Origin of the sequence: Methylocystis sp. JAN1 (genome assembly GCF_052186135.1) — a bacterium.
Lineage (GTDB): Bacteria > Pseudomonadota > Alphaproteobacteria > Rhizobiales > Beijerinckiaceae > Methylocystis.
In genome coordinates this window covers 131,232-150,273 of sequence record NZ_CP181499.1, presented here as the reverse complement: position 1 = coordinate 150,273, position 19,042 = coordinate 131,232, and the positions used below count along the sequence as shown (strand labels likewise).

Sequence of the window (19,042 nt, the reverse complement as noted above, 5' to 3'; positions counted from 1 at the left end):
TTCAGCTCCTTTTGAACTCCTTTTGAATATGTCTTTGCGCCCGGGCGAGACGGCTGGGTGGGACGGCAGGCGCATCCGGGCATTGCCGTCACAAATCCAAGCGCGATCGAACCGAGAGTTTAGCTGGTTGGGGTTGGCTCGGGAGCGCATTCCAAATAGGATCAACGATGTCTTTCGCCGAGGGAGCGTGCGGGATGGTCAAAATCCTGTTCACCGCCAACATACAGCGTCATGTCGCCTGCCCGGAAGCAGAAGCCGACGGCGCGACGCTTCGTGAAGTCCTTGACAATGCATTCAGGGAAAACGCCCGGGCGCGCTCCTATGTGCTTGATGATCAGGCCGCGCTCCGCAAGCATATGACGATTTTCATCGACGGCCACACCCTTCGCGACCGCGTCCGCTTGTCTGATCCTGTAACGCCCGGCAGCGTGGTTCATGTCTTCCAGGCGTTGTCAGGGGGCTGAACGTGGGCAATCGGATCGTCGTTTCGACGCGCAAGGGGTTGTTCAGAGTCGTCCGCAACGCGGGACGCTGGGATATCGACGGCGTCGAGTTCCTGGGCGACAATGTGAGCCTCGCGCTGACGGACGCGCGCAGCGGCTTTGGTTACGCTGCGCTCGATCACGGCCATTTCGGCGTCAAACTGCACCGATCGACCAGCGACGGCTGGCAGGAAATTGCCGCGCCGGCCTATCCGGAAAAGCCGGACGGACTCGACGAAAAGGATATGTGGGGCCGTCCCATTCCGTGGAGCACGCAGCGAATTTGGGCGCTCGCGACTGGCGGAGCGAACGAGCCGGGCGTGCTTTGGTGCGGCACGCTGCCCGGAGGACTCTTTCGTTCCGCGGATCACGGCGAGAGCTGGACGATCGTCCGTGCGCTTTGGGAACACCCCAAACGCACGCAATGGATGGGCGGAGGCGCCGACTGGCCGGGCATTCACTCGATCATTGTCGATCCGCGCAATCCGCGGCGCCTGTGGGTGGCTGTCTCCACCGGCGGAATCTGGTTTTCCGAGGATGCGGGGGAAAGCTGGAGTCAGCGCGGCGCGGGCATGCGGGCCGAACATGTGCCTTCCGAGCTCACGCATGATCCGATAGCGCAAGACATTCATCGACTCGTACAATGTCCCGCTGCTCCCGAACGAATGTGGGTTCAGCACCATAACGGCATTTTTGTCTCCTCCGACGAGGGCAGGACGTTTCGCGAAATAACCGGCGTGAAGCCGTCCGCCTTCGGCTTCGCGGTCGTGGTGCATCCGCGGGACCCGGACACTGCGTGGTTCATTCCGGGAATTAAAGACGAGAAGCGCATCCCCTGCGAGGGCCGTCTGGTCGTCACGCGCACTCGGGATGGCGGCAGGAGTTTCGACCTGCTGACGAACGGTCTGCCTCAGAGCCACGCCTATGATCTCGTTTACCGCCACGCGCTGGCGATAGACGCGTCGGGGGACCGACTGGCGTTCGGTTCGACGACGGGAGGTCTGTGGATCAGCGAGGATCAGGGCGACGGCTGGCAATGCGTGACGCACACGTTGCCGCCGATATATGCCGTACACTTTGCATGATTTCCTCCGCTTTCCGGCGGCAAGCGGACGGCCCGCGCCATGCGGCCCGCCACTCCGTGCTTTCCTTCTTGAAAATGGCCATTTCGGTTGCGCTTCCGGGATGGCGCGGAATCCGTGGCGTCGCGTTCGCGCGGCGGCTATTGACGCCGATCTCGTGAGCCATACTTACGTTCGCGATGAAAACCTGTATCGCCTTCTGGTTTGTCGGGATAAATCACGGGCCTTTCTTTGCGCCAGACGTCAGCGGGCATGACGAGCGAAAGCAGGGAACATGGTGACGTCTTCGGATCCGTTTCGACAGCGGCTTTGTCATGGCTGATCGTCGATCCCTACTAATGGCGGCCTGCGGCGCCATGTTTGGCGTCCCACTAAGCAAGGCCGCTTTTCTCCAGCGCGCATTCGCAGAGGAAAGCGTTCACCTCCCATTCGCCAATGGCGAGCGCCCTTTGGTTCAGTATCCCGGTAAACGGCCGTTAATACGGCTTACCTCCCGACCGCCCCAACTGGAGACTCCGTTTACGGTCTTCGACGAGGGACCGATCACTCCGAACGATGCTTTTTTTGTACGCTACCATCTGGCCGACATTCCGCTGTCGATCGACCCCCAGGCTCATCGCATCGAAGTCAGCGGCAATGTGGACCGGCCGTTGTCCCTCTCGTTAAATGAACTTAAGACCGCGTTTGAGCCAATCGATGTTATCGCCGTCAATCAGTGTTCAGGGAACAGCCGCGGATTCTTCGAACCGCGCGTCGGCGGAGGGCAGCTCGGAAATGGCGCTATGGGCAACGCCCGATGGCGCGGCGTTCCGTTAAAGGTGGTGCTCGACAAGGCAGGCGTACAGGAAGGCGCGCGCCAAGTCGTCTTCAACGGTCTTGATCGGCCTGTGCTGCCGGAGACGCCTGATTTTATAAAAGCCTTGGACATCGATCACGCCCGCGACGGCGAAGTCATGATCGCTTACGCAATGAACGGTGAAGATTTGCCCTGGTTGAATGGCTATCCCGCGCGGCTCGTTGTGCCCGGCCACTATGGCACGTACTGGGTAAAGCATTTGAGTGAGATAAGGGTGGTTGATAAGGTTTTTGACGGGTTCTGGATGAAGTCGGCCTATCGCATACCGGACAATGCCTGCGCCTGTACGGAACCGGGACGCGTAGCGACATCGACCGCCCCTATTCAACGTTTTGACGTCCGCTCATTCATCACCAGTCTCGGTGACGGCGCTACGGTGACGGCGCGGAAAGAGACGCTGATAAAAGGCATAGCCTTCGATGGCGGATACGGCGTCAAGACGGTTCTGGTCTCGATCAACGGGGGTCAGGATTGGACTGACGCGAAACTTGGACCAGACCTTGGCCGCTACTCCTTCAGGGAGTGGCGCCTGATGACGCAACTCCCTGAAGGGGAGCATTTTTTAAGAGTTTGCGCCATCAACGCAATCGGCCAATCCCAGCCGATGAGTCCGTTATGGAATCCCGCGGGATACATGCGCAACGCCGTGGAGACGGTGCGCGTAATTGCGCATTGATGGAGGACCCATATGCGGATCTGTTTACGGTTTGCGCCTTCTATGGCCTGCGTCCTGGTCTTTTCGAACATGGCGCTGGCAGAGCCTCGCAGTTACGCTCTTCCTCGAGAGGAGGCCAGTTTTCGGCCAGGTCCCGGTATGGAGGCTGCGCAGAATAACTGCTTGTCATGTCACTCGGCCGATTATGTGAGCACGCAGCCGCCTCGGCTTGGCCCAAGGTTTTGGGAGGCCGTGGTGCTGAAGATGGTCAACGCCTATCATGCTCCGATTGTTGAATCGGATGTAAAGCCGATCGTCGAATATCTTTCCCGCGCCTATTGAATTGGATCAGGGCGTTTTCATCGCATGTGGGACATTCATGGCGATGACGTCGGCGCGGCCTTGAAACGGGATATGATGGGCCTAGCTGCGTATTGCGGCCTCGGTTGATCTCCGAGCCGGGATTGGGCAATGAGGGAGGTCGAAATGTCTTTCCAGATTGGCGACACGGCGCCCGATTTTGAGGCCGAGACCACGCAAGGGCGCATCAAATTCCATGATTGGATCGATGATTCATGGGCGGTCCTGTTCTCGCACCCCAAGGACTTCACCCCTGTCTGCACGACGGAGCTCGGATACGTCGCCAGACTCAAGCCCGAGTTTGACCGGCGCAACGTCAAGCTCATCGGACTGAGCGTCGACCCGGTCGAAAACCATTCGAAATGGGCTTTGGATATTCAGGAGACGCAAGGCGCCGCTCCGAATTACCCAATGATCGGCGACCCGGATCTGCGCATTTCAAAGCTCTACGGGATGTTGCCGGCGAGCGCCGCGGGCGACGCCAGCACACGTACTCCCGCTGACAATCAGACGGTGCGCAACGTCTTCGTGATCGGGCCGGACAAGAAGATCAAACTCATCATTGTCTACCCGATGACGACGGGCCGCAATTTCGACGAAGTGCTTCGCGTGATCGACTCCTTGCAGTTGACCGCGAAGCACCGTGTCGCGACCCCGGTGAATTGGAAGCCAGGGGAGGATGTCATCATCGCCGGCTCCGTTTCCGACGAGGAAGCAAAGAAAGCCTATCCGATGGGCTGGAAGGCGCTGAAACCCTATCTTCGGATAGTGCCGCAACCGCGCTGAGTAGGGGAGCGGCGCCCCGGCGGAGCGCACCCGGTTCCGCGCGTGATTTTCGCCAGCTTTTGACGGCGTTTGGGGCCGCATGCTTATCGCTGGCCGCACGATGCGGACGCCGATTTTCGACGCCGCGCCGGAAAAGGCCGACCGTTGCCTGCGCTGCTGCGCGAACTGGTCTAAGGCTGGCGAAGACCGTCGCTGTAGCCGCGCGGCAATCGCGCGGCCCTTCGGTCAACGCCGTCGGAACACGCGGCGTCACGTCGGGTTTCGGCATGGCATTCAACCCCACGTGATGGGGAGCGCGGCTAAGGGCCGGCAACGGGCGGGGCATGATCCGTCATATCGCTTACCGTAAGGCAGTTCTTGCCGGCATGGCCGGGGCCATTGCTTGGGAGGTCGTGGCGCGCCCGCTAATCCTGGTCGGCGCGCCGTATTTTGATATCGTCGGCACGCTCGGCACGTTGGTTCTTCCGCATGCGAGCCCGTGGGCGTGGTGGACGGCCGGGATGGCGCTGCATTTGTCGGTCGGAGCGATCTGGGCCGTTTTCTACGCTTATTTTTTCTGGTCGGTTCTGCCGCTCCCCCCGATATGGCAAGGTTTTTTCTTCGCCTTTGTGCCAATGCCTCTGGCTCTCTTTATTATGCATCCGCAGTTTGAACTCATGCACCCGCTCGTCCAAAGCGGCGAACTGCCTTATTCGGGTCTGTTTGGCGTTTCGGGCGGATTACATGAGCCGGCCTCGATCGTCGCCGGACATCTTATTTGGGGCACGGTTCTTGGCCTCGTCTATGTCAGGCCTGTCGGCTATGCCGCAAAGCGGCGGCCGCGCCATATCGTTGAAGCGTCCCGCTCGGCTGCTGCTGTCGCCTCGGCTCGTCAGCCTGCCGAGGACAGGTTCATGTTCGCCACCGGGATCGAGTGCAGTTATCCAACTCTTGAAGGCGGGCGTTGGCGCGTGGATGAGATGGCCGCTTGCGGCCATTATCGTCATTGGCGCACCGATCTCCTGCTCGTGCGCGACTTGGGGCTGCGCTATCTGCGTTACGGCCCGCCGCTACACCTCATAAATCATCGCAGAGGTCAATACGACTGGGCGTTTCTAGACGAGGTCGCCGCTGAAATGCAGCGGCTCGGCATTACGCCCATCATGGACCTTTGCCACTTCGGCTTGCCTGATTGGCTGGAAAATTTCCAGAATCCCGACGCGCCGCATGCGCTCGCGGACTACGCGCGGGCGTTCGCTCGTCGCTACGATTGGGTGCGCTTCTACACGCCCGTTAACGAGATGTATGTGTGCGCGAGACTCAGCGCGCTGGAGGGTCTGTGGAACGAGCAACGCCGGGACGAGCGCGCCTTCGTCACGGCGACGCGACATCTCGCCAAAGCTAGCGTGTTGATGATGCAGGCCATCGCCGCCGCACAGCCGGATGTCGTGTTCATTAACAGCGAGAGCGGTGAGTTTTTTCAGCCCTGTTGTCCCGATCCGAGGATTCGCCAAATAGCCGATTTCGAAAACCAGCGGCGCTTCATCGCCCTTGATTTGCTTTATGCCGGCGGCGTGCGGGAAGATATCCGCGATTATCTCATTGAAAACGGAATGCCTCCTGAGGAATACGCGTGGTTCATGCAACAAGACGTGGGCCAACGCGCCATCCTTGGCGTCGATTATTACGAATGGAACGAGAAGCTGATCGACGCCCAGGGTAATCCGCAGGCGCTCGGAGAGCTGTTTGGTTGGTATGTCATCGCCCGCCAATATTATGAGCGGTACCAAAGGCCCATGATGCATACAGAGACGAACTGTCTCGACGCTCGCGAGGCTCCGCGCTGGTTGTGGCGCCAGTGGCATAACGTTCAGCTCATGCGCAATAGCGGCGTGCCGATCGTCGGCTTCACCTGGTATTCTCTTACCGATCAGGTGGATTGGGACATTGCGCTGCGGGAGCCTCTCGGGAACGTCAACCCGGTTGGTCTTTTCGATCTTAATCGAGATCCCCGCCTCGTCGGTCTGGCCTACAAACATTTGATGGCGCTTTTCGAGCCAGACCTTCGTCAGGCTCCTTCCATAGGAGCTGTGCTGAATGACGCCCTCTGGAAGACGAGCCCGCCGAGGAGCAGGCGTCATGCTTAAGATTTTGCAAGCTCATGGACTGGACGCAGGTCCGATGCAGCGGCCGCTGCTGACAGGCGTGGCGGCGAGCGCCGTCGCTGACATTCCCGCTTTGGCGCTGTTGCGAGGCTTCGGATCGCTGGACGCTCTTGGTCAGTCCGCGCATCGCTCCGTCATTTTCGCGGCTCTGGCTTATATCGGACTGATGCTGCTTGGCGGCGCGCTGTATGGCTGGCTGTTTCAGCGGGCGGCCAATGATCCTTGGGGAGGTTGGCTTTTCGGCCTGGCTTATGGGTTCGTTTTGTGGATGATCGGGCTCATCCCGCTCCTGCAGTGGCTCCCGAGGGAGCCTATCATGACGGGTCATCCGGCAATTGGGCTTTTGCTGGGGCAGTGGCTATGGGGCCTGGTGTTGGGGATCGTTTTTCCGTTCGCGCATCGTCCGCTAAGCGCAAGCTTGGAAAGACAGTTGGTCGCGCCCGCCGCGCGTGTCGGGCCGAAAGCCGCTTGCGATCCTCATTTGGTCCGCCGGTCATAACGCGGACAGGTTCGTCGGCGGCGTCCGCGCGCGCCATCGACATCACCCCGTCGACGGACTTGCGGCGATCAGGCGATAGCCTCCCTCATCCGTCGTGAACGCGATTGGGGAGTCGGCGGGTGCTTGGTTTTTGCGCGACGGCAGGATGAGGGCGCGTCTTTGGCGCCGGCGTATTTCCAAGCTGTAGAGCGGCGATGATCCTCGCCGAGCGCGCGGGCCTGCCATGGCCAAGGTTAATCCTTCTTTAACCATCTGGTCGGATTTAAAGAATTCTCAACCATCAAAAGAGCTTGCCGTGACGCAGACGTCCTCTCGCCACATCCGCTTCCGGGGATGTTCTTTCCCCGCCCTCGCACTCGAGCCCGAGGGGCCGCTCGCGGACTGGATCGGCCGGCTCGATTCCTATCTGGCTTGTTCGCCGGCTTTCTTCGCAAAGAAAGCGATCGTCGTCGATGTTTCCAGGCTGGGCCTCGATCGCGACGCGCTCGTCGATTTCGTGCGGGAGCTAGGGACGCGCAGGATCTCTATCCTGGGCGTGGCCGGCGCTGATCCCCGCTGGGCGTCCGATGATCTGCCGCCCATTCTGGCCGGCGGGCGCGCCTCTTCGCTCGCGCAGGAAATGTTGCGCGACGACGCCGTCGAGCCGCCTTCGAACCAGGGCGCTTTGACTGCGGAGGAGCAAGCCGCATTCGACAAGATCGGCGGAATGCTCGCGCCGCCGGCGGAGTCGCAGGAGCCGGAAGAATCGACGAGCGTTCGGTCCGAACCGGCGAGTTCCGCGCCACTGCTTGTCGACGCGCCGGTGCGTTCCGGTCAGACGATTTTCTATCCGCAGGGCGACGTGATCGTCATCGGCTCCGTCAGCTCCGGCGCGGATGTCGTGGCGGGCGGGTCCATACATGTTTACGGCGCATTGCGAGGGCGCGCGATGGCGGGAGCCTATGGCGAGACGCGCGCGCGAATCTTTTGCCGGCGTCTCGAGGCGGAGCTCCTCGCGATCGGAGGGATTTACCGCACCGCCGACGAGATCGACGAAAACCTGCGCCGCCAGAATGCCCAAGTCTGGCTCGAGAAGGAAGACGTCAGAATCGCACTACTGGATCAAGAGAGGGCAATGAAATGACCAAGGTTTTGGTGGTCACCTCAGGTAAAGGCGGCGTCGGCAAGACGACGTCGACGGCTGCGCTTGGCGCGGCCCTCGCCCAGCAAGGCAAGAAGGTCGCCGTCGTCGATTTCGACGTCGGCCTGCGCAATCTCGACCTCGTCATGGGCGCCGAGCGCCGGGTGGTCTTCGACCTCATCAATGTCGCGCAGGGCGACGCCAAATTGCATCAGGCCCTGATTCGCGACAAGCGGCTGCCGAACCTCTTTCTCCTGCCGGCGTCGCAAACACGGGACAAGGATGCGCTCACCGAAGACGGCGTGCGCGCCGTCATTGCCCAGTTGCGGGAAAAATTCGAATGGATTCTCTGCGACAGCCCGGCTGGAATCGAACGCGGCGCCACGCTCGCCATGCGCTTCGCCGACATCGCCGTCGTCGTCGCCAACCCCGAAATTTCGTCGGTTCGCGACTCGGATCGAATCATCGGCCTCCTGGACGCGAAGACCGAACAAGCGGAGGCAGGGCATCGCGTGGAAAAACATCTGCTGCTCACGCGCTACGACGCCCGGCGCGCGGGACGCGGCGAGATGCTCAGCATCGGCGACGTCGTCGAAATACTCTCGATACCTCTCTTGGGCGTTGTGCCGGAAAGCGAGGAGGTTCTGCGCGCCTCGAATCTGGGCGCGCCGATCGTGCTTCACAAGGCGGCGAGCGCTCCGGCTCGCGCCTACGCCAGCGCGGCCCAGCGTCTCTGCGGCGCGGAAGTGCCGATGGATATACCGGGCGACAGGAAAAGCATTCTCGGCCGTCTGTTCGGCAGGAGGGCCGCATGAATCTTTTCCGAATTTTCGGTCGTGGAACCTCTGCGCCGGTGGCGCGTGAACGTCTGCAAATCCTGCTCGCGCACGAACGGAGATCCGCCTGCAATCCCGATTTGCTCGCCGTCCTCCACAAGGAGGTTCTTAACGCGATCTCGAAACACGTGGCCATCGACCAGGACAGGGTAGAGGTGAAGATACACCGGCGGGAAGAGATGTCCGTGCTGGAGATCGACATAGAGCTCGAAGGCGATGCGATGCAGGGGCGAGCGCCGCTCACAACCGACGAGAGGGCTGCCTGAGAGAAGAGGGGCTGACGCCGAACCGCGCCGTAATTAACCCCGGACCAGGGCTGTACGCGGATCGGAGAGGCGGCTGGCTGAAGGAAAGCTCCTCGCTTCCCTGGGCGCTCATAAGGCAGAGCTGGGATGCAACGATTTTCGAGGGGGCGAAGGTTGCGTCCCTGTTTTTATGAGACGCATCTCAATCGAGCGGCCTCCATTGCGTTTCTGTCGCTGAAACACTACTAAGAAATGGAGCCGGCGGGTGAAGCTCCGCCGGCGTTGACGAAGCCATTTGCCCTGCTCGTTGAGGAGCCGGGGCTGGTTGTTCCCCGTTGCGACGCGAGCGTCCGGGTATTCCCCAAGAAGAAGGCACCTAACCGAACGATGCGCCAACCTGTGCGGCCGTTCATTACGGCATATAAAAACCGCTCGTCCAAATTTCGCATGCCTCGTCCTCGGGATATTGACGATCCGGAGAAGGCCATTTCAAAGCCTATGTCCGTCGACCTCAGCGTCAACGCGCCAGCTAAGCCAAGGATGGATGCGGAATATTCAGCGGCATTGGCGGCTGCCGATGCGCTGTTTGGCGGGAAAGCGATTGTAGCGGAGGCGGTTCAGGAGCCGTCGAATATCCCGACCAGCCGCATTCTCCCATGCCTCCTTCAACCTGAAGCGCAGCTTGCGCCCCCTGCGGAGCAGGCAAAGAAGGCAGGTCGGGCGCCAAGAGCGGCGAAGCCGCCTGCGCGAAAAGCGGCTAAAGCCACAGCCGTTGTTCCCCCGGTCAAGCCGGCTATCGCGAGGCAGGCTGTCGAACCCCCGCAAGTCGTCGTGACGCCCGACACCCTGAATGTTCCTGCGACGCGGCGCGAGCGCAGCTCCATTCAAAACCGCTGGGTTCGCAAGACCGAACTTAAGCCCGGCGAAAAATGGAAACACCGCTTGTGCAAGGCCGCTCGCTAAAATGTCAGCGGCTGGCGCAAAAGCGGCCGATATTTGACCCGCTCGTGGGGGCGTTGACGGCGCGGCGGCAGGGAATCCGCCGCTTCGGCGTTGAGAGCCGCTGGCCGGCAAAGCGGCGACCCCATCTGTCGCCGCCCGTCTTTGGTGCTACGGCTTAAAAGCAGGAGCTTTTCTGCCGGGGGGTTTGGGATACGGCTTCGGACGCAGTTTGGCGCCGTAAGATCCGCATCCACAGTCCCCTCGCGGGTGACGCCGTTGAATTCCGGGGCGTCGAACATCCCGCGCAGAGGGCTTTTGCCGCAATGTGTTTTCAGTTGATGGACGGATATCAACGAAAATATCCGCCCTCACGCTGATTTGATAAAGTACCGCAGCCAGCAGCGACATCGCGGCGAGCAGCGTGGCTGCCTTTTTTGATACTTTATGTTTGAAACAGATGCGAATGTCCGCTTCTATTTCGACTCTGGTTGTTCCCTTGGCGTTTGATCTGCTTGTCATGGAGCGACGACGTTCTAGTTGTCGCTAAGTCCATGAATTTTAGTACATAGATATAACGATAGTTGGCTTCCCGCTCGGCAATTAAGAGCTATTCAACGGCGCCCGATGATGGGGGTCGGATCGACATTGGCGCTCAGAGAATGCCGCGCGCCTGCTGAACGTACGACAAATTTGCAACAAATCAAGCCATGCCAGCGAAAGCGCCAAATCCGGCCATGGCCGGCGCCGGCGGCGCGATGCCGCTTGCAAGCCGCGGCGAGCGCCGGATCGGCGAAAAACTCCGCGACATCGGTGCGCAGGGATCCCTGATTTTCCCTGCACCCAAGGACATAAGCGGCCTTTTCGCGCTTCCAGGACAGATTTGCAAGATAATCGACTGTTCGCCGTTTCTTGCCATGTCCTTTTTCATTAGATCGCCAGAATGGCTGCCCAGGTTCCAAAGGTGCAGCCTGGCGAATAACAGGAGCGTGGTATGAAAGAGGTTCTTCTCAGTGACTGGACCCTCGCAGCATTCATGCAAAGAGAAGAAGAGCGCCGGAGGAAGGAGCAGACTGAGGCGGCTGTCACTTCCCCTCAGAAGCAAATGCAGCGCAACACAGAACCTCTTCGCAGCGAATGGACTATCGCGGCTTTGCAACAGCGATTTGCCGCCTTGGAGCAAAGAATCGCCACTTTGGAGCAAATGGTAGAGGAACAGCGCAGAAAAGAACAGGCTGAGGCGGCTGGCGTCGCGCCAAGAGCTGAGACGCCGCACAGCGAAGGGATGCTTCTCAGCACCCCCACTCTCGTCGCCTCCAATTTGGTAGACCAACCGGCTCCGTTTGCCGCGGCCAAGATCGAAGGCGTACGAGTGGAAGCGGCCGGCCCCGCTACCGAGCAAAGGCTGAAGCGAAACGAGTCCGAGACGGTTCGATGCGCGAAGGCTGGAGAGAGAGAGAGATTGACGTCCGCCCGCACGAGACCGCGCATGTTGAACCGGGCGATAAAAAGGCGCGCAGCTTTGCCTCATTCGTCATCACGGCCCTCACCGCGGCGGCGATAGGTTTTGGAGCCGCGATTTACGAGGTTCCGGTCGAGAAGGCCCTCCATTTCCGGGCGCTGACAAAGCGCGGTCTCGACTCGATCTACGAGGGTCTTTCAACGGCAGTGAAACAAAAATCCGGTTAGATGGTCGCCCTGGGCGTAGGCAAAGGCGCGCATCCCCAGACTGCCGGGCAGCGTTGATCTCGCTCTACGAGGGTTTTGCGAGTTTTACGAACTCGTAACCGAGCAGTAACCACGCGGCTCCGCTCCCGCCGAGCAACGCCCGCGCCTCCCGGTTGCGCGCGGATGCGCGCCGGCGTCTCTGTCCATCCGAAATTGTAAGAGAGAGAGAATGGCGCCGCCGCGCCGGCTCGAACGGGGGACCCCCAGATCCACAAGCGCGGGTGCAGGGTGTTGAGGGGCGTGCATGAGGCTTACAAAGGGAGGCACGGGCGTCCAGTGGCAAGAAAACGGGCGCAGACGCTGCCGTTCCGGTGTTCCCGCTGTTCGGGACGGCCCACAAGGCTGTTGGAAACTGCGGGCATGAATGCCTACAAAGTAGGCACATGCTAGATCGCCTATTTTAGAGGCGATTAGACCGAGAATTCGTCTGTGGATGGCGAGAAGAAACGCACGCGTACGGTTTGTGCAACAAGTTAATCTTGTAATTTCAATGACATAGGTAAATGACCCGTTCGGCACGGGAATTGCTCCATCTTAGCCATCCATAGGCCCAATGACGGGTCAAAGCAGCAGCGCCGCTGTTCCGAGCTTCACGCGTCTCATCGCGACGGAGTTCGGACAGCGGCTTTTTTATTGCGCAGTGCCCAAGCGGCGTGCGCCGAAAGGCTAAACGATGGAAACGCAACGCCGCTTCTTGATCGCAACCTCCCATGTCGCGGTCGCCCTTTCTCTGATTTCGGCGAACGCCAACGCCTCCGAAGCCGTGAAGAAAAAGGAGCAACTCCCATCGCCGTCAGCTGGCGCTGTCACGCCGCCAGCCGCCATGCCGCCTCTGGCGCCCGCGCCGCTTGGCGTCTTCGGCGCGGATATGCCTCCTGCCGGAAAATTGATTTTGTCGGTCATCCCGCAATTCGTCGGCCGTTCAACTTCACTCGAAGGCACGCGCGCGGTCTCCTCGCAGGAGATCGTTGCGACAACGCCCTGGTATTTCGATCCCAGGCAAAAGTTGCGTGGCGTTCCCCAGAGCGCTCTGCAAGCAGTACAGACCGTCCAATTGGCTTATGGCGTGACAAAAGATATTTCGATCGTCGTCGCAACAGGCATGACGGAAAAGAATCTCAACTTCCTGACCTTCAAGGGCTTAAGCGGCATCACTCCGCTTGGCATGAGCTACACCGGGACCGACAGCATATCCGACACAACCGCCTCCGCGATTTGGCGCGTTTATCAGGACCCAGTTAATCGCATTCAGATCAATTTCGGCGTTTCCTTCCCGACCGGCAGCAATCACAATACCTTCACCTTGCTGCAACCGAACGGAACTTACGCGACGACGCGCGCATTTTACGCGATGCAAATTGGCACGGGCACCTTCGACGCCATGCCAGGTGTCGTTTATGCGGGTCAGCTGGATAAATGGTCCTGGGGACTATCTTATCGCGGTCGTTTCCCGCTTGCCGACAATCCGGAAGGATATCGGTGGGGCGATCTGCATGAATTCAACGGTTGGGGTGGATACAGCTGGCTCCCCGGACTGACGACGACCTTCCGCGTAGCGGGGAGCTTAGAGGGACAAATCCGCGGTTTCGATTGGAACATCGCGGGAAAAGCCCAGGCGGCGAATCCGAATTTCTATGGCGGCCAGCGCGTCGAACTTTTTGGCGGAGCGAGTATCAATGGCAAGCTGGTAGGCTATGAGAATGTGCTTCTTGCCGTCGAGGCGGGAGCGCCTGTTTATCAGAATTTGAATGGCCCACAGCTCTCGAAAGCTTGGCAGGCAGGCATGGCTCTGCGTTGGAAAATCTGACGCTTGCGCGCTGGCTGTTTCCACTTGGGCGCATAGCTCCGCCTTATCAGGCAACGAGGTTGGCGATGTTCTTAAATGGCGGGTGGCGTGGGGTAAGCGCATCGCTAAAATACGCTAGCTGCAATGGTGGCGGACGGAAGCACCGCCTCCGCACTCATTGGCGCCTGTGCGGGCGCCTGGTAACGGCTGCGGGCTGGAACAAATGCGAGAATCGCTCGGGTTTGGCGCGGTCTAGATGCGATCACGGTCCGCAATATCGCAATGGCCAAAATCGTTGGCGCCCTCTTGGAGGCCTTACACAATTAATGGCTTACCGGGGGCGCCCTTCCCCGCACACTTTCCCGACGCCTTGAGCCGCTTGTCCTTACGCCCGTGAAAATCATTATCGTCGACGAGAGCCCGATCCGCGCCGCAATCCTTGAGGAAGGATTGCGCGACGCAGGATTCGTCGATGTCGATCGCATCTCGGAACGGCATAATCTTCTGAAGCGTATCTATGCGCTTGATCCAGACGTTATTCTCATCGATCTGGAGAACCCCTCGCGGGACGAGCTCGAACAGATGTTTCAGGTTAGCCGTGCGGTCCGCCGGCCTGTCGCCATGTTCGTGGATCAGTCCGACGACGCCTCCATTCAGGCTTCGGTCGACGCGGGTGTTTCCGCATACATTGTGGACGGATTGAAAAAGGAGCGCATTAAATCCATTCTCAACCTCTGTGTTTCGCGCTTCGACGCCTTCGCCAAGTTGCAGAGCGAACTGGAGCGCGCGCGCTCCGACCTGGACGAGCGCAAATCGATCGATCGGGCGAAGGGCATTTTAATGAAGGTGAAGAAGCTTTCGGAAGACGAGGCCTACAAGCTGATGCGTAACGTGGCCATGCGCGAGAGTAAGAAAATCGGCGAAATCGCGCGGTCGATCATTACGGCTTCGGAGCTGCTCAAATGAGCGCAGGGCGCTTGAAGATAGGTTTTATCCCGCTCGTCGACGCGGCGACGCTCCTCGTCTCAGTCGACATGGGATTTGCGAAGGACGAGGGTCTCGACGTCGAGCTCGTTCGCGAGGTATCCTGGTCAAATGTGCGTGACCGGCTGGCGGTTGGCCATTACGATGCGGCACATCTTCTGGCGCCCATGGCCGTGGCCTCGTCGCTCGGTTTGAGCCATGTGAAGGTCCCGCTGATCGTCGCGTTTAATCTGGCCATGAACGGCAACGCCATCACGGTGTCGCCTGATCTTCATATAGAGCTGCAAGCGGCCGCGGAGGGCGACCTTTCCGATCCGGCAGTAAGTTCCCGGGCTCTGAAACGGGTCATAACCGCGCGCGAGTTGGGGGGAGAAGAGCCGCTAACCTTTGCGATGACTTTCCCCTTCTCCATGCATAATTACCAGCTTCGATACTGGCTTGCGGCGGGAGGCGTTGATCCGGACCAGGATTTGCGGCTCGTCGTATTGCCGCCGCCATTCATGGTCGACAATCTCGCAAAGGGACATGTCGACGGCTTCTGCGTCGGCGCGCCCTGGAACGCCGTCGCCGCGGAGGCCGGCTTGGGCGTCGTACTGCATCCGACCTGCGCCATTTTCAATCCTTCGCCGGAAAAAGCGCTCGCTTTTCGCGCCGATAACGTAATGCGCGACCCGACGCCTGTGGAAGCGCTGATCCGCGCCTGTCTGAAGGCGGCCGATTTCGTCGCGAACGAAGAAAATCATGCGGAGGTCGCTGCGCTTCTGTCACGACCGGATCGCGTCGGGGTCGACACGCAGGCGATCTTGCGAACGCTTGGCGGCGCGCCGGTTGCCGGCGCCGAGCGAAACAGAGACTATCTTATCTTTGGCGACAGCCAAAGCGGGCGGCCGGAGTCTTATCAGGCGTCGTGGATCTTGGCCCAGATGCTGCGCTGGCGGCAGGCGCGTCTCTTCCCCGAACTGCTGCGCTTGGCGCAAGGGGTATTCGAGCCGCGGTATATCGATCACGCAATCGGCGTCTCAACTCCCCACCCACATAAAGCGATTGCGGCGTTTAACGGGCCGGATTTCAATGAGGCGGACATCCGCGCCTATATCAACGCCTTTACACTCGGCGAGAAAATTTAGCGTCCATTTTGTGCGCGCCGCTTAGATTTTATGCGGGGCGGGAGTAATCGGGAGGCAGGATTTGCACGCCCGACGCGAGCAATGCCGTAACCATCGCCCGCAACCGCGTGCTTGGAGAAACGGGGGAGTGTGGCGCCGGCCTTGCAGAGAAGAATTCTGACATTGCGCTGTGCCTAGCGCAGAGCCCATCGATGGGCCGAACAGCAACGACGCTGTGACGAAGGTCTGATTTCTTCAGACTTTCGCGCAGCGTTTTTTTTGTCGCGCCAATGATCGCACTCGCCTAACGAACCCGGAGAATAGGATGAAGCTCGAAGCATTTCGCAAAGCAGGCCATTGGCCGACGCTGCTCGCCGCTTTCCTTTATTTTGACGTCAGCTTCATGGCTTGGGTCTCTCTCGGCCCGCTCATGATTTACATTGCAAAAGGCATGCAGCTTTCGGTCGAGGACAAATTGTCGCTCGTCGCGATCCCTGTCCTTGGCGGCGCCTTCCTCCGCGTGCCGCTCGGCCTCCTCGCAGACGCAATCGGATCGAAAAAGACCGGCATTCTCGCGCAAGGAATCGTGATGTTCGCGGTTTCGCTCGTGACCGTTTTCGGACTGACCAGCTCAGCTGCCGTTGTGCTTTTCGGGATGATTTTGGGATTGGCTGGCGCTTCCTTCGCCGTCGCGTTGCCGCAGGCTGGACGCTGGTATCCCCCGGAATATCAGGGTCTCGTCATGGGCATCGCTGGCGCCGGCAATATGGGCGTCGTGCTCGATACGCTGTTCGCGCCGTGGATCGCCGAGACCTACGGTTGGCAGGCCGTATATGTGGTGCTGCTCGCGCTGATGGCGGTCGTCCTAGCCATCTACATCTTTGCCGCCAAGGATGCGCCTGTTCCGAAGTCGACGATCGGTTTGGGAGATTATGGCCGCTTACTCGCCGATTCCGACAGCCGTTGGTTTATGTTCTTCTACTTCATCACATTCGGCGGATTTGTCGGGCTTGCCTCCGCGCTCCCGCTTTATTTCACGACCCACTATCATGCGACGGGCGTCGCCGCGGGCCTGGTCGTCGCCTTTATTGTCGCCTTTGGTTCTGGCTTTCGGCCGGTAGGCGGTTACATCGCGGATCGGATGGGGGGCGTGAAGACACTGTCCTTCCTCTTCGCCGCCGTTTCGGCCTGTTACTTCGCGATCGGATTCTTGCCGGAAGGACCTGCGCCTGCGAAGGGAATCGCCGGCTGGAGCCTGATGCAGCTCCCGCCGATCGCATTTGTGGCGGTGGGGCTTTTCTCCATCGGCGTTTTGTGTCTGGGCATGGGCAATGGCGCGGTGTTCCAGTTGCTGCCTCAGCGGTTTCGTCGTGAAATCGGCGCGATGACGGGTCTTGTCGGCGCGTTCGGCGGTCTGGGCGGCTTCTTCCTCGCCAAAACCCTCGCTTTTTCGAAGGGCGCAACCGGCGGGTTTACCGCAGGCTTTACGTTCTTCGGTTGTCTTGCGCTGCTTGGCCTGTTCGGCCTCTTTATCGTGAAGACCCGTTGGCGCACCACCTGGGGCGCCGTGTCGGGCGCGCGCATTTAACATTCGAGAGGACGTATGCTGGCCCGCTCCGACCATAATCTTCGCGTTGAGCTGGGCTTTGCTTCTGAAAAGGGCAAACGCGCCGACAATCAGGATTATGTCGCGGCTTGCTTCGGGCCGAGAGGCCCGGGCTCGGTGCAGGGAGTGACGACCGTTATCGCCGACGGCGTAGGAGGTCATAAGGGAGGGCGCGTAGCGGCGGAGACCGCCGTTCGCGCCTTCCTTGAAGGATATTACGCCCAACCGGAAACGCTCGGCGTGATTCGCGCCGCCGCTCGATCGCTCGAAGCGGTGAATTCCTGGATCACGGCGCAAGGGCGGGTCGACCCCGCGCTCGAAGGAATGGCGACGACGTTTAGCGCATTGATCCTAGCTCGGCGATCCGCTTTCATTCTGCACGTCGGCGACACGCGCATCTATCGTCTCGACGCGGGCGGGTTCGAACAACTGACCAAGGATCATACGGTCGGACGCGGCGACTTCGCGCATGCTCTCCGTCGCGCGGTTGGTTTCGAGGAGGCGATCCTTTTTGACCAAGCTTCAATCGGTCTTAGCCTGCACGACCGATTCTTGCTGTGCTCGGACGGCGTCCACGGCGCGCTGAGCCAGTCGTATTTACGGGATTTGCTCCGGGAGCGACGCTCCCCTCAAGAGACCTCCGAAACGATTGTCGAGGCGGCTCTTAAAGCAGGCAGCGCCGATAACGTCACGGCGCTGGTTGTCGATGTTGTCGATCTCCCACCGGCGGATGAGCGCGCCTTGTCGATCGCCGTCGCCGCCTTGCCCATCCGCGACTTACCGAATGTCGGAGAAACCGTCGACGACTTCCACATGAACAGCCTTCTATCGGAAGGGCGCTATAGCAGACTGATGCGCGCGACCGACTTGCAAAACGGCAGAGAAATCGTCGTGAAGTTTCCACATCCAAGCGTCGCGGAGGACGCGACCTACCGGTTGGCTTTTATTAACGAGGCGTGGGTCGCTGCGCGGGTTAGAAGTCCATTTATTGGGGAAATCGTCGAAATCCCGCCAGGGCGGCAGACCCGCCTCTATTCCGCCATGCCGTTTTATGACGGCGAGACGCTCGAACAGCGGTTAAGGCGCGCACCCAAGGTCGGCCTTGCCGAAGGAGCGTCGATAGCAACACGTTTGGCTCGCGCGATCGCGACGCTACACCGCAGCGGCGTCATTCACCGCGATGTGAAGCCAGATAATGTCATACTTCTTCGCGATGGCGGCCTGCGCCTGGTCGATCTCGGCGTCTGTCGCGCGCAGCATCTTAACGATTTCCCCGAGAAGGATATTCCGGGCACGCCGAGTTATATGGCGCCTGAGCTCTTCCGAGGCGATTCCGGCGACGAAGCGTCCGATCTCTACGCGCTCGGGGTTACGGTCTATCGGATGTTCTGCGGCGCCTATCCCTATGGCGAAATCGAGCCCTTCCACAAGCCGCGATTCGGGAAGCCACAGGCGCTAACGACGCGACGCCCCGATCTTCCTGCGTGGCTCGACGCCGCGGTCCTCAAGGCGGTCGCCGTCGACGCCGACGACCGTTTCGCCGACGTTCTCGAATTCGCGTTCGAGGTCGAACACGGGGCTGCGAGATCGGAGCCTCTATCGCCGCCGAAGAAGTCCATTTACGAGCGCAACCCCTTACTGTTTTGGAAACTCCTCTGCCTGACGCTCATATTGGCGCTGCTCGAGTCACAGTTCATGTGCAGACATTAGCGCGGGGCGGCGGGCGAAAAATCAAAATGGCGTCGTCATGCGTAAAACTTCGGCGCCTGTGCGCTTAATATCGACCTGCGCCTGAGAGCGCCGAATTCTCCCCAATTCTTGATCACCC

18 protein-coding genes are annotated in these 19,042 nt (G+C 60.0%); 17 read left to right on the top strand and 1 reads right to left on the bottom strand.

Annotated features, from left to right (window positions below):
• The first annotated feature begins 194 nt into the window (after nucleotides 1–194).
• The 11 genes from ACNHKD_RS00695 (at nucleotide 195) to ACNHKD_RS00645 (ending at nucleotide 10,028) form a co-directional block, all read left to right on the top strand.
• Complete coding sequence (locus ACNHKD_RS00695; protein ID WP_442755215.1) at nucleotides 195–464, top strand: MoaD/ThiS family protein; 270 nt, start codon at nucleotides 195–197, stop codon at nucleotides 462–464.
• Nucleotides 465–466: 2 nt separating this feature from the next.
• Complete coding sequence (locus tag ACNHKD_RS00690; RefSeq protein WP_442755214.1) at nucleotides 467–1,567, top strand: WD40/YVTN/BNR-like repeat-containing protein; 1,101 nt, start codon at nucleotides 467–469, stop codon at nucleotides 1,565–1,567.
• A 311-nt stretch (nucleotides 1,568–1,878) separates the two neighbouring features.
• On the top strand, nucleotides 1,879–3,096 hold the full coding sequence (gene sorA / locus ACNHKD_RS00685; RefSeq protein WP_442755213.1) for a SorA family sulfite dehydrogenase catalytic subunit: 1,218 nt from the start codon (nucleotides 1,879–1,881) through the stop codon (nucleotides 3,094–3,096).
• Between the two features lie 12 nt (nucleotides 3,097–3,108).
• The gene (gene sorB / locus ACNHKD_RS00680) at nucleotides 3,109–3,417 is read left to right on the top strand and encodes a SorB family sulfite dehydrogenase c-type cytochrome subunit (protein WP_442755212.1); all 309 of its coding nucleotides are present in this window, start codon (nucleotides 3,109–3,111) and stop codon (nucleotides 3,415–3,417) included.
• 144 nt (nucleotides 3,418–3,561) lie between these two features.
• On the top strand, nucleotides 3,562–4,221 hold the full coding sequence (locus ACNHKD_RS00675) for a peroxiredoxin (protein ID WP_442755211.1): 660 nt from the start codon (nucleotides 3,562–3,564) through the stop codon (nucleotides 4,219–4,221).
• A gap of 323 nt (nucleotides 4,222–4,544) precedes the next feature.
• A complete protein-coding gene (locus ACNHKD_RS00670) occupies nucleotides 4,545–6,347 on the top strand; it encodes a family 1 glycosylhydrolase (RefSeq protein ID WP_442755210.1) in 1,803 nt (600 codons plus the stop codon).
• Nucleotides 6,340–6,864, top strand: a complete 525-nt coding sequence (locus ACNHKD_RS00665; RefSeq protein ID WP_442755209.1) for a hypothetical protein — start codon at nucleotides 6,340–6,342, stop codon at nucleotides 6,862–6,864. The genes ACNHKD_RS00670 and ACNHKD_RS00665 overlap by 8 nt, the downstream gene beginning before the upstream one ends.
• 295 nt (nucleotides 6,865–7,159) lie before the next feature.
• On the top strand, nucleotides 7,160–7,987 hold the full coding sequence (gene minC / locus ACNHKD_RS00660) for a septum site-determining protein MinC (RefSeq protein ID WP_442755208.1): 828 nt from the start codon (nucleotides 7,160–7,162) through the stop codon (nucleotides 7,985–7,987).
• Nucleotides 7,984–8,799 carry a septum site-determining protein MinD gene (gene minD, locus ACNHKD_RS00655; protein ID WP_442755207.1) on the top strand — a complete coding sequence of 272 codons (816 nt, stop codon included), beginning with the start codon at nucleotides 7,984–7,986 and terminating at the stop codon, nucleotides 8,797–8,799. The genes minC and minD overlap by 4 nt, the downstream gene beginning before the upstream one ends.
• The gene (gene minE / locus ACNHKD_RS00650; protein ID WP_442755206.1) at nucleotides 8,796–9,086 is read left to right on the top strand and encodes a cell division topological specificity factor MinE; all 291 of its coding nucleotides are present in this window, start codon (nucleotides 8,796–8,798) and stop codon (nucleotides 9,084–9,086) included. Before minD ends, minE begins: the two co-directional genes overlap by 4 nt.
• A gap of 261 nt (nucleotides 9,087–9,347) precedes the next feature.
• Nucleotides 9,348–10,028, top strand: a complete 681-nt coding sequence (locus ACNHKD_RS00645; protein ID WP_442755205.1) for a hypothetical protein — start codon at nucleotides 9,348–9,350, stop codon at nucleotides 10,026–10,028.
• A 679-nt stretch (nucleotides 10,029–10,707) separates the two neighbouring features.
• On the opposite strand, the gene ACNHKD_RS00640 is transcribed toward ACNHKD_RS00645, so the two are convergent.
• Nucleotides 10,708–11,337 carry a hypothetical protein gene (locus tag ACNHKD_RS00640; protein ID WP_442755204.1) on the bottom strand — a complete coding sequence of 210 codons (630 nt, stop codon included), beginning with the start codon at nucleotides 11,335–11,337 and terminating at the stop codon, nucleotides 10,708–10,710.
• Nucleotides 11,338–11,438: 101 nt separating this feature from the next.
• Between ACNHKD_RS00640 and ACNHKD_RS00635 the strand changes: the two genes are divergently transcribed.
• The 6 genes from ACNHKD_RS00635 (at nucleotide 11,439) to ACNHKD_RS00610 (ending at nucleotide 18,924) form a co-directional block, all read left to right on the top strand.
• A complete protein-coding gene (locus tag ACNHKD_RS00635) occupies nucleotides 11,439–11,693 on the top strand; it encodes a hypothetical protein (RefSeq protein ID WP_442755203.1) in 255 nt (84 codons plus the stop codon).
• A gap of 712 nt (nucleotides 11,694–12,405) precedes the next feature.
• Entirely contained in the window at nucleotides 12,406–13,539 is a 1,134-nt protein-coding gene (locus ACNHKD_RS00630; protein ID WP_442755202.1) for an alpha-amylase, read from the top strand.
• A 372-nt stretch (nucleotides 13,540–13,911) separates the two neighbouring features.
• Nucleotides 13,912–14,484 carry an ANTAR domain-containing response regulator gene (locus tag ACNHKD_RS00625; protein WP_442755201.1) on the top strand — a complete coding sequence of 191 codons (573 nt, stop codon included), beginning with the start codon at nucleotides 13,912–13,914 and terminating at the stop codon, nucleotides 14,482–14,484.
• Entirely contained in the window at nucleotides 14,481–15,629 is a 1,149-nt protein-coding gene (locus ACNHKD_RS00620; RefSeq protein WP_442755200.1) for a CmpA/NrtA family ABC transporter substrate-binding protein, read from the top strand. Before ACNHKD_RS00625 ends, ACNHKD_RS00620 begins: the two co-directional genes overlap by 4 nt.
• Nucleotides 15,630–15,933: 304 nt before the next feature.
• Nucleotides 15,934–17,196, top strand: coding sequence for an MFS transporter (locus ACNHKD_RS00615; RefSeq protein WP_442755199.1), 1,263 nt, complete (start codon nucleotides 15,934–15,936; stop codon nucleotides 17,194–17,196).
• A gap of 15 nt (nucleotides 17,197–17,211) precedes the next feature.
• Entirely contained in the window at nucleotides 17,212–18,924 is a 1,713-nt protein-coding gene (locus ACNHKD_RS00610) for a bifunctional protein-serine/threonine kinase/phosphatase (protein WP_442755198.1), read from the top strand.
• The last annotated feature ends 118 nt before the right edge of the window (nucleotides 18,925–19,042 follow it).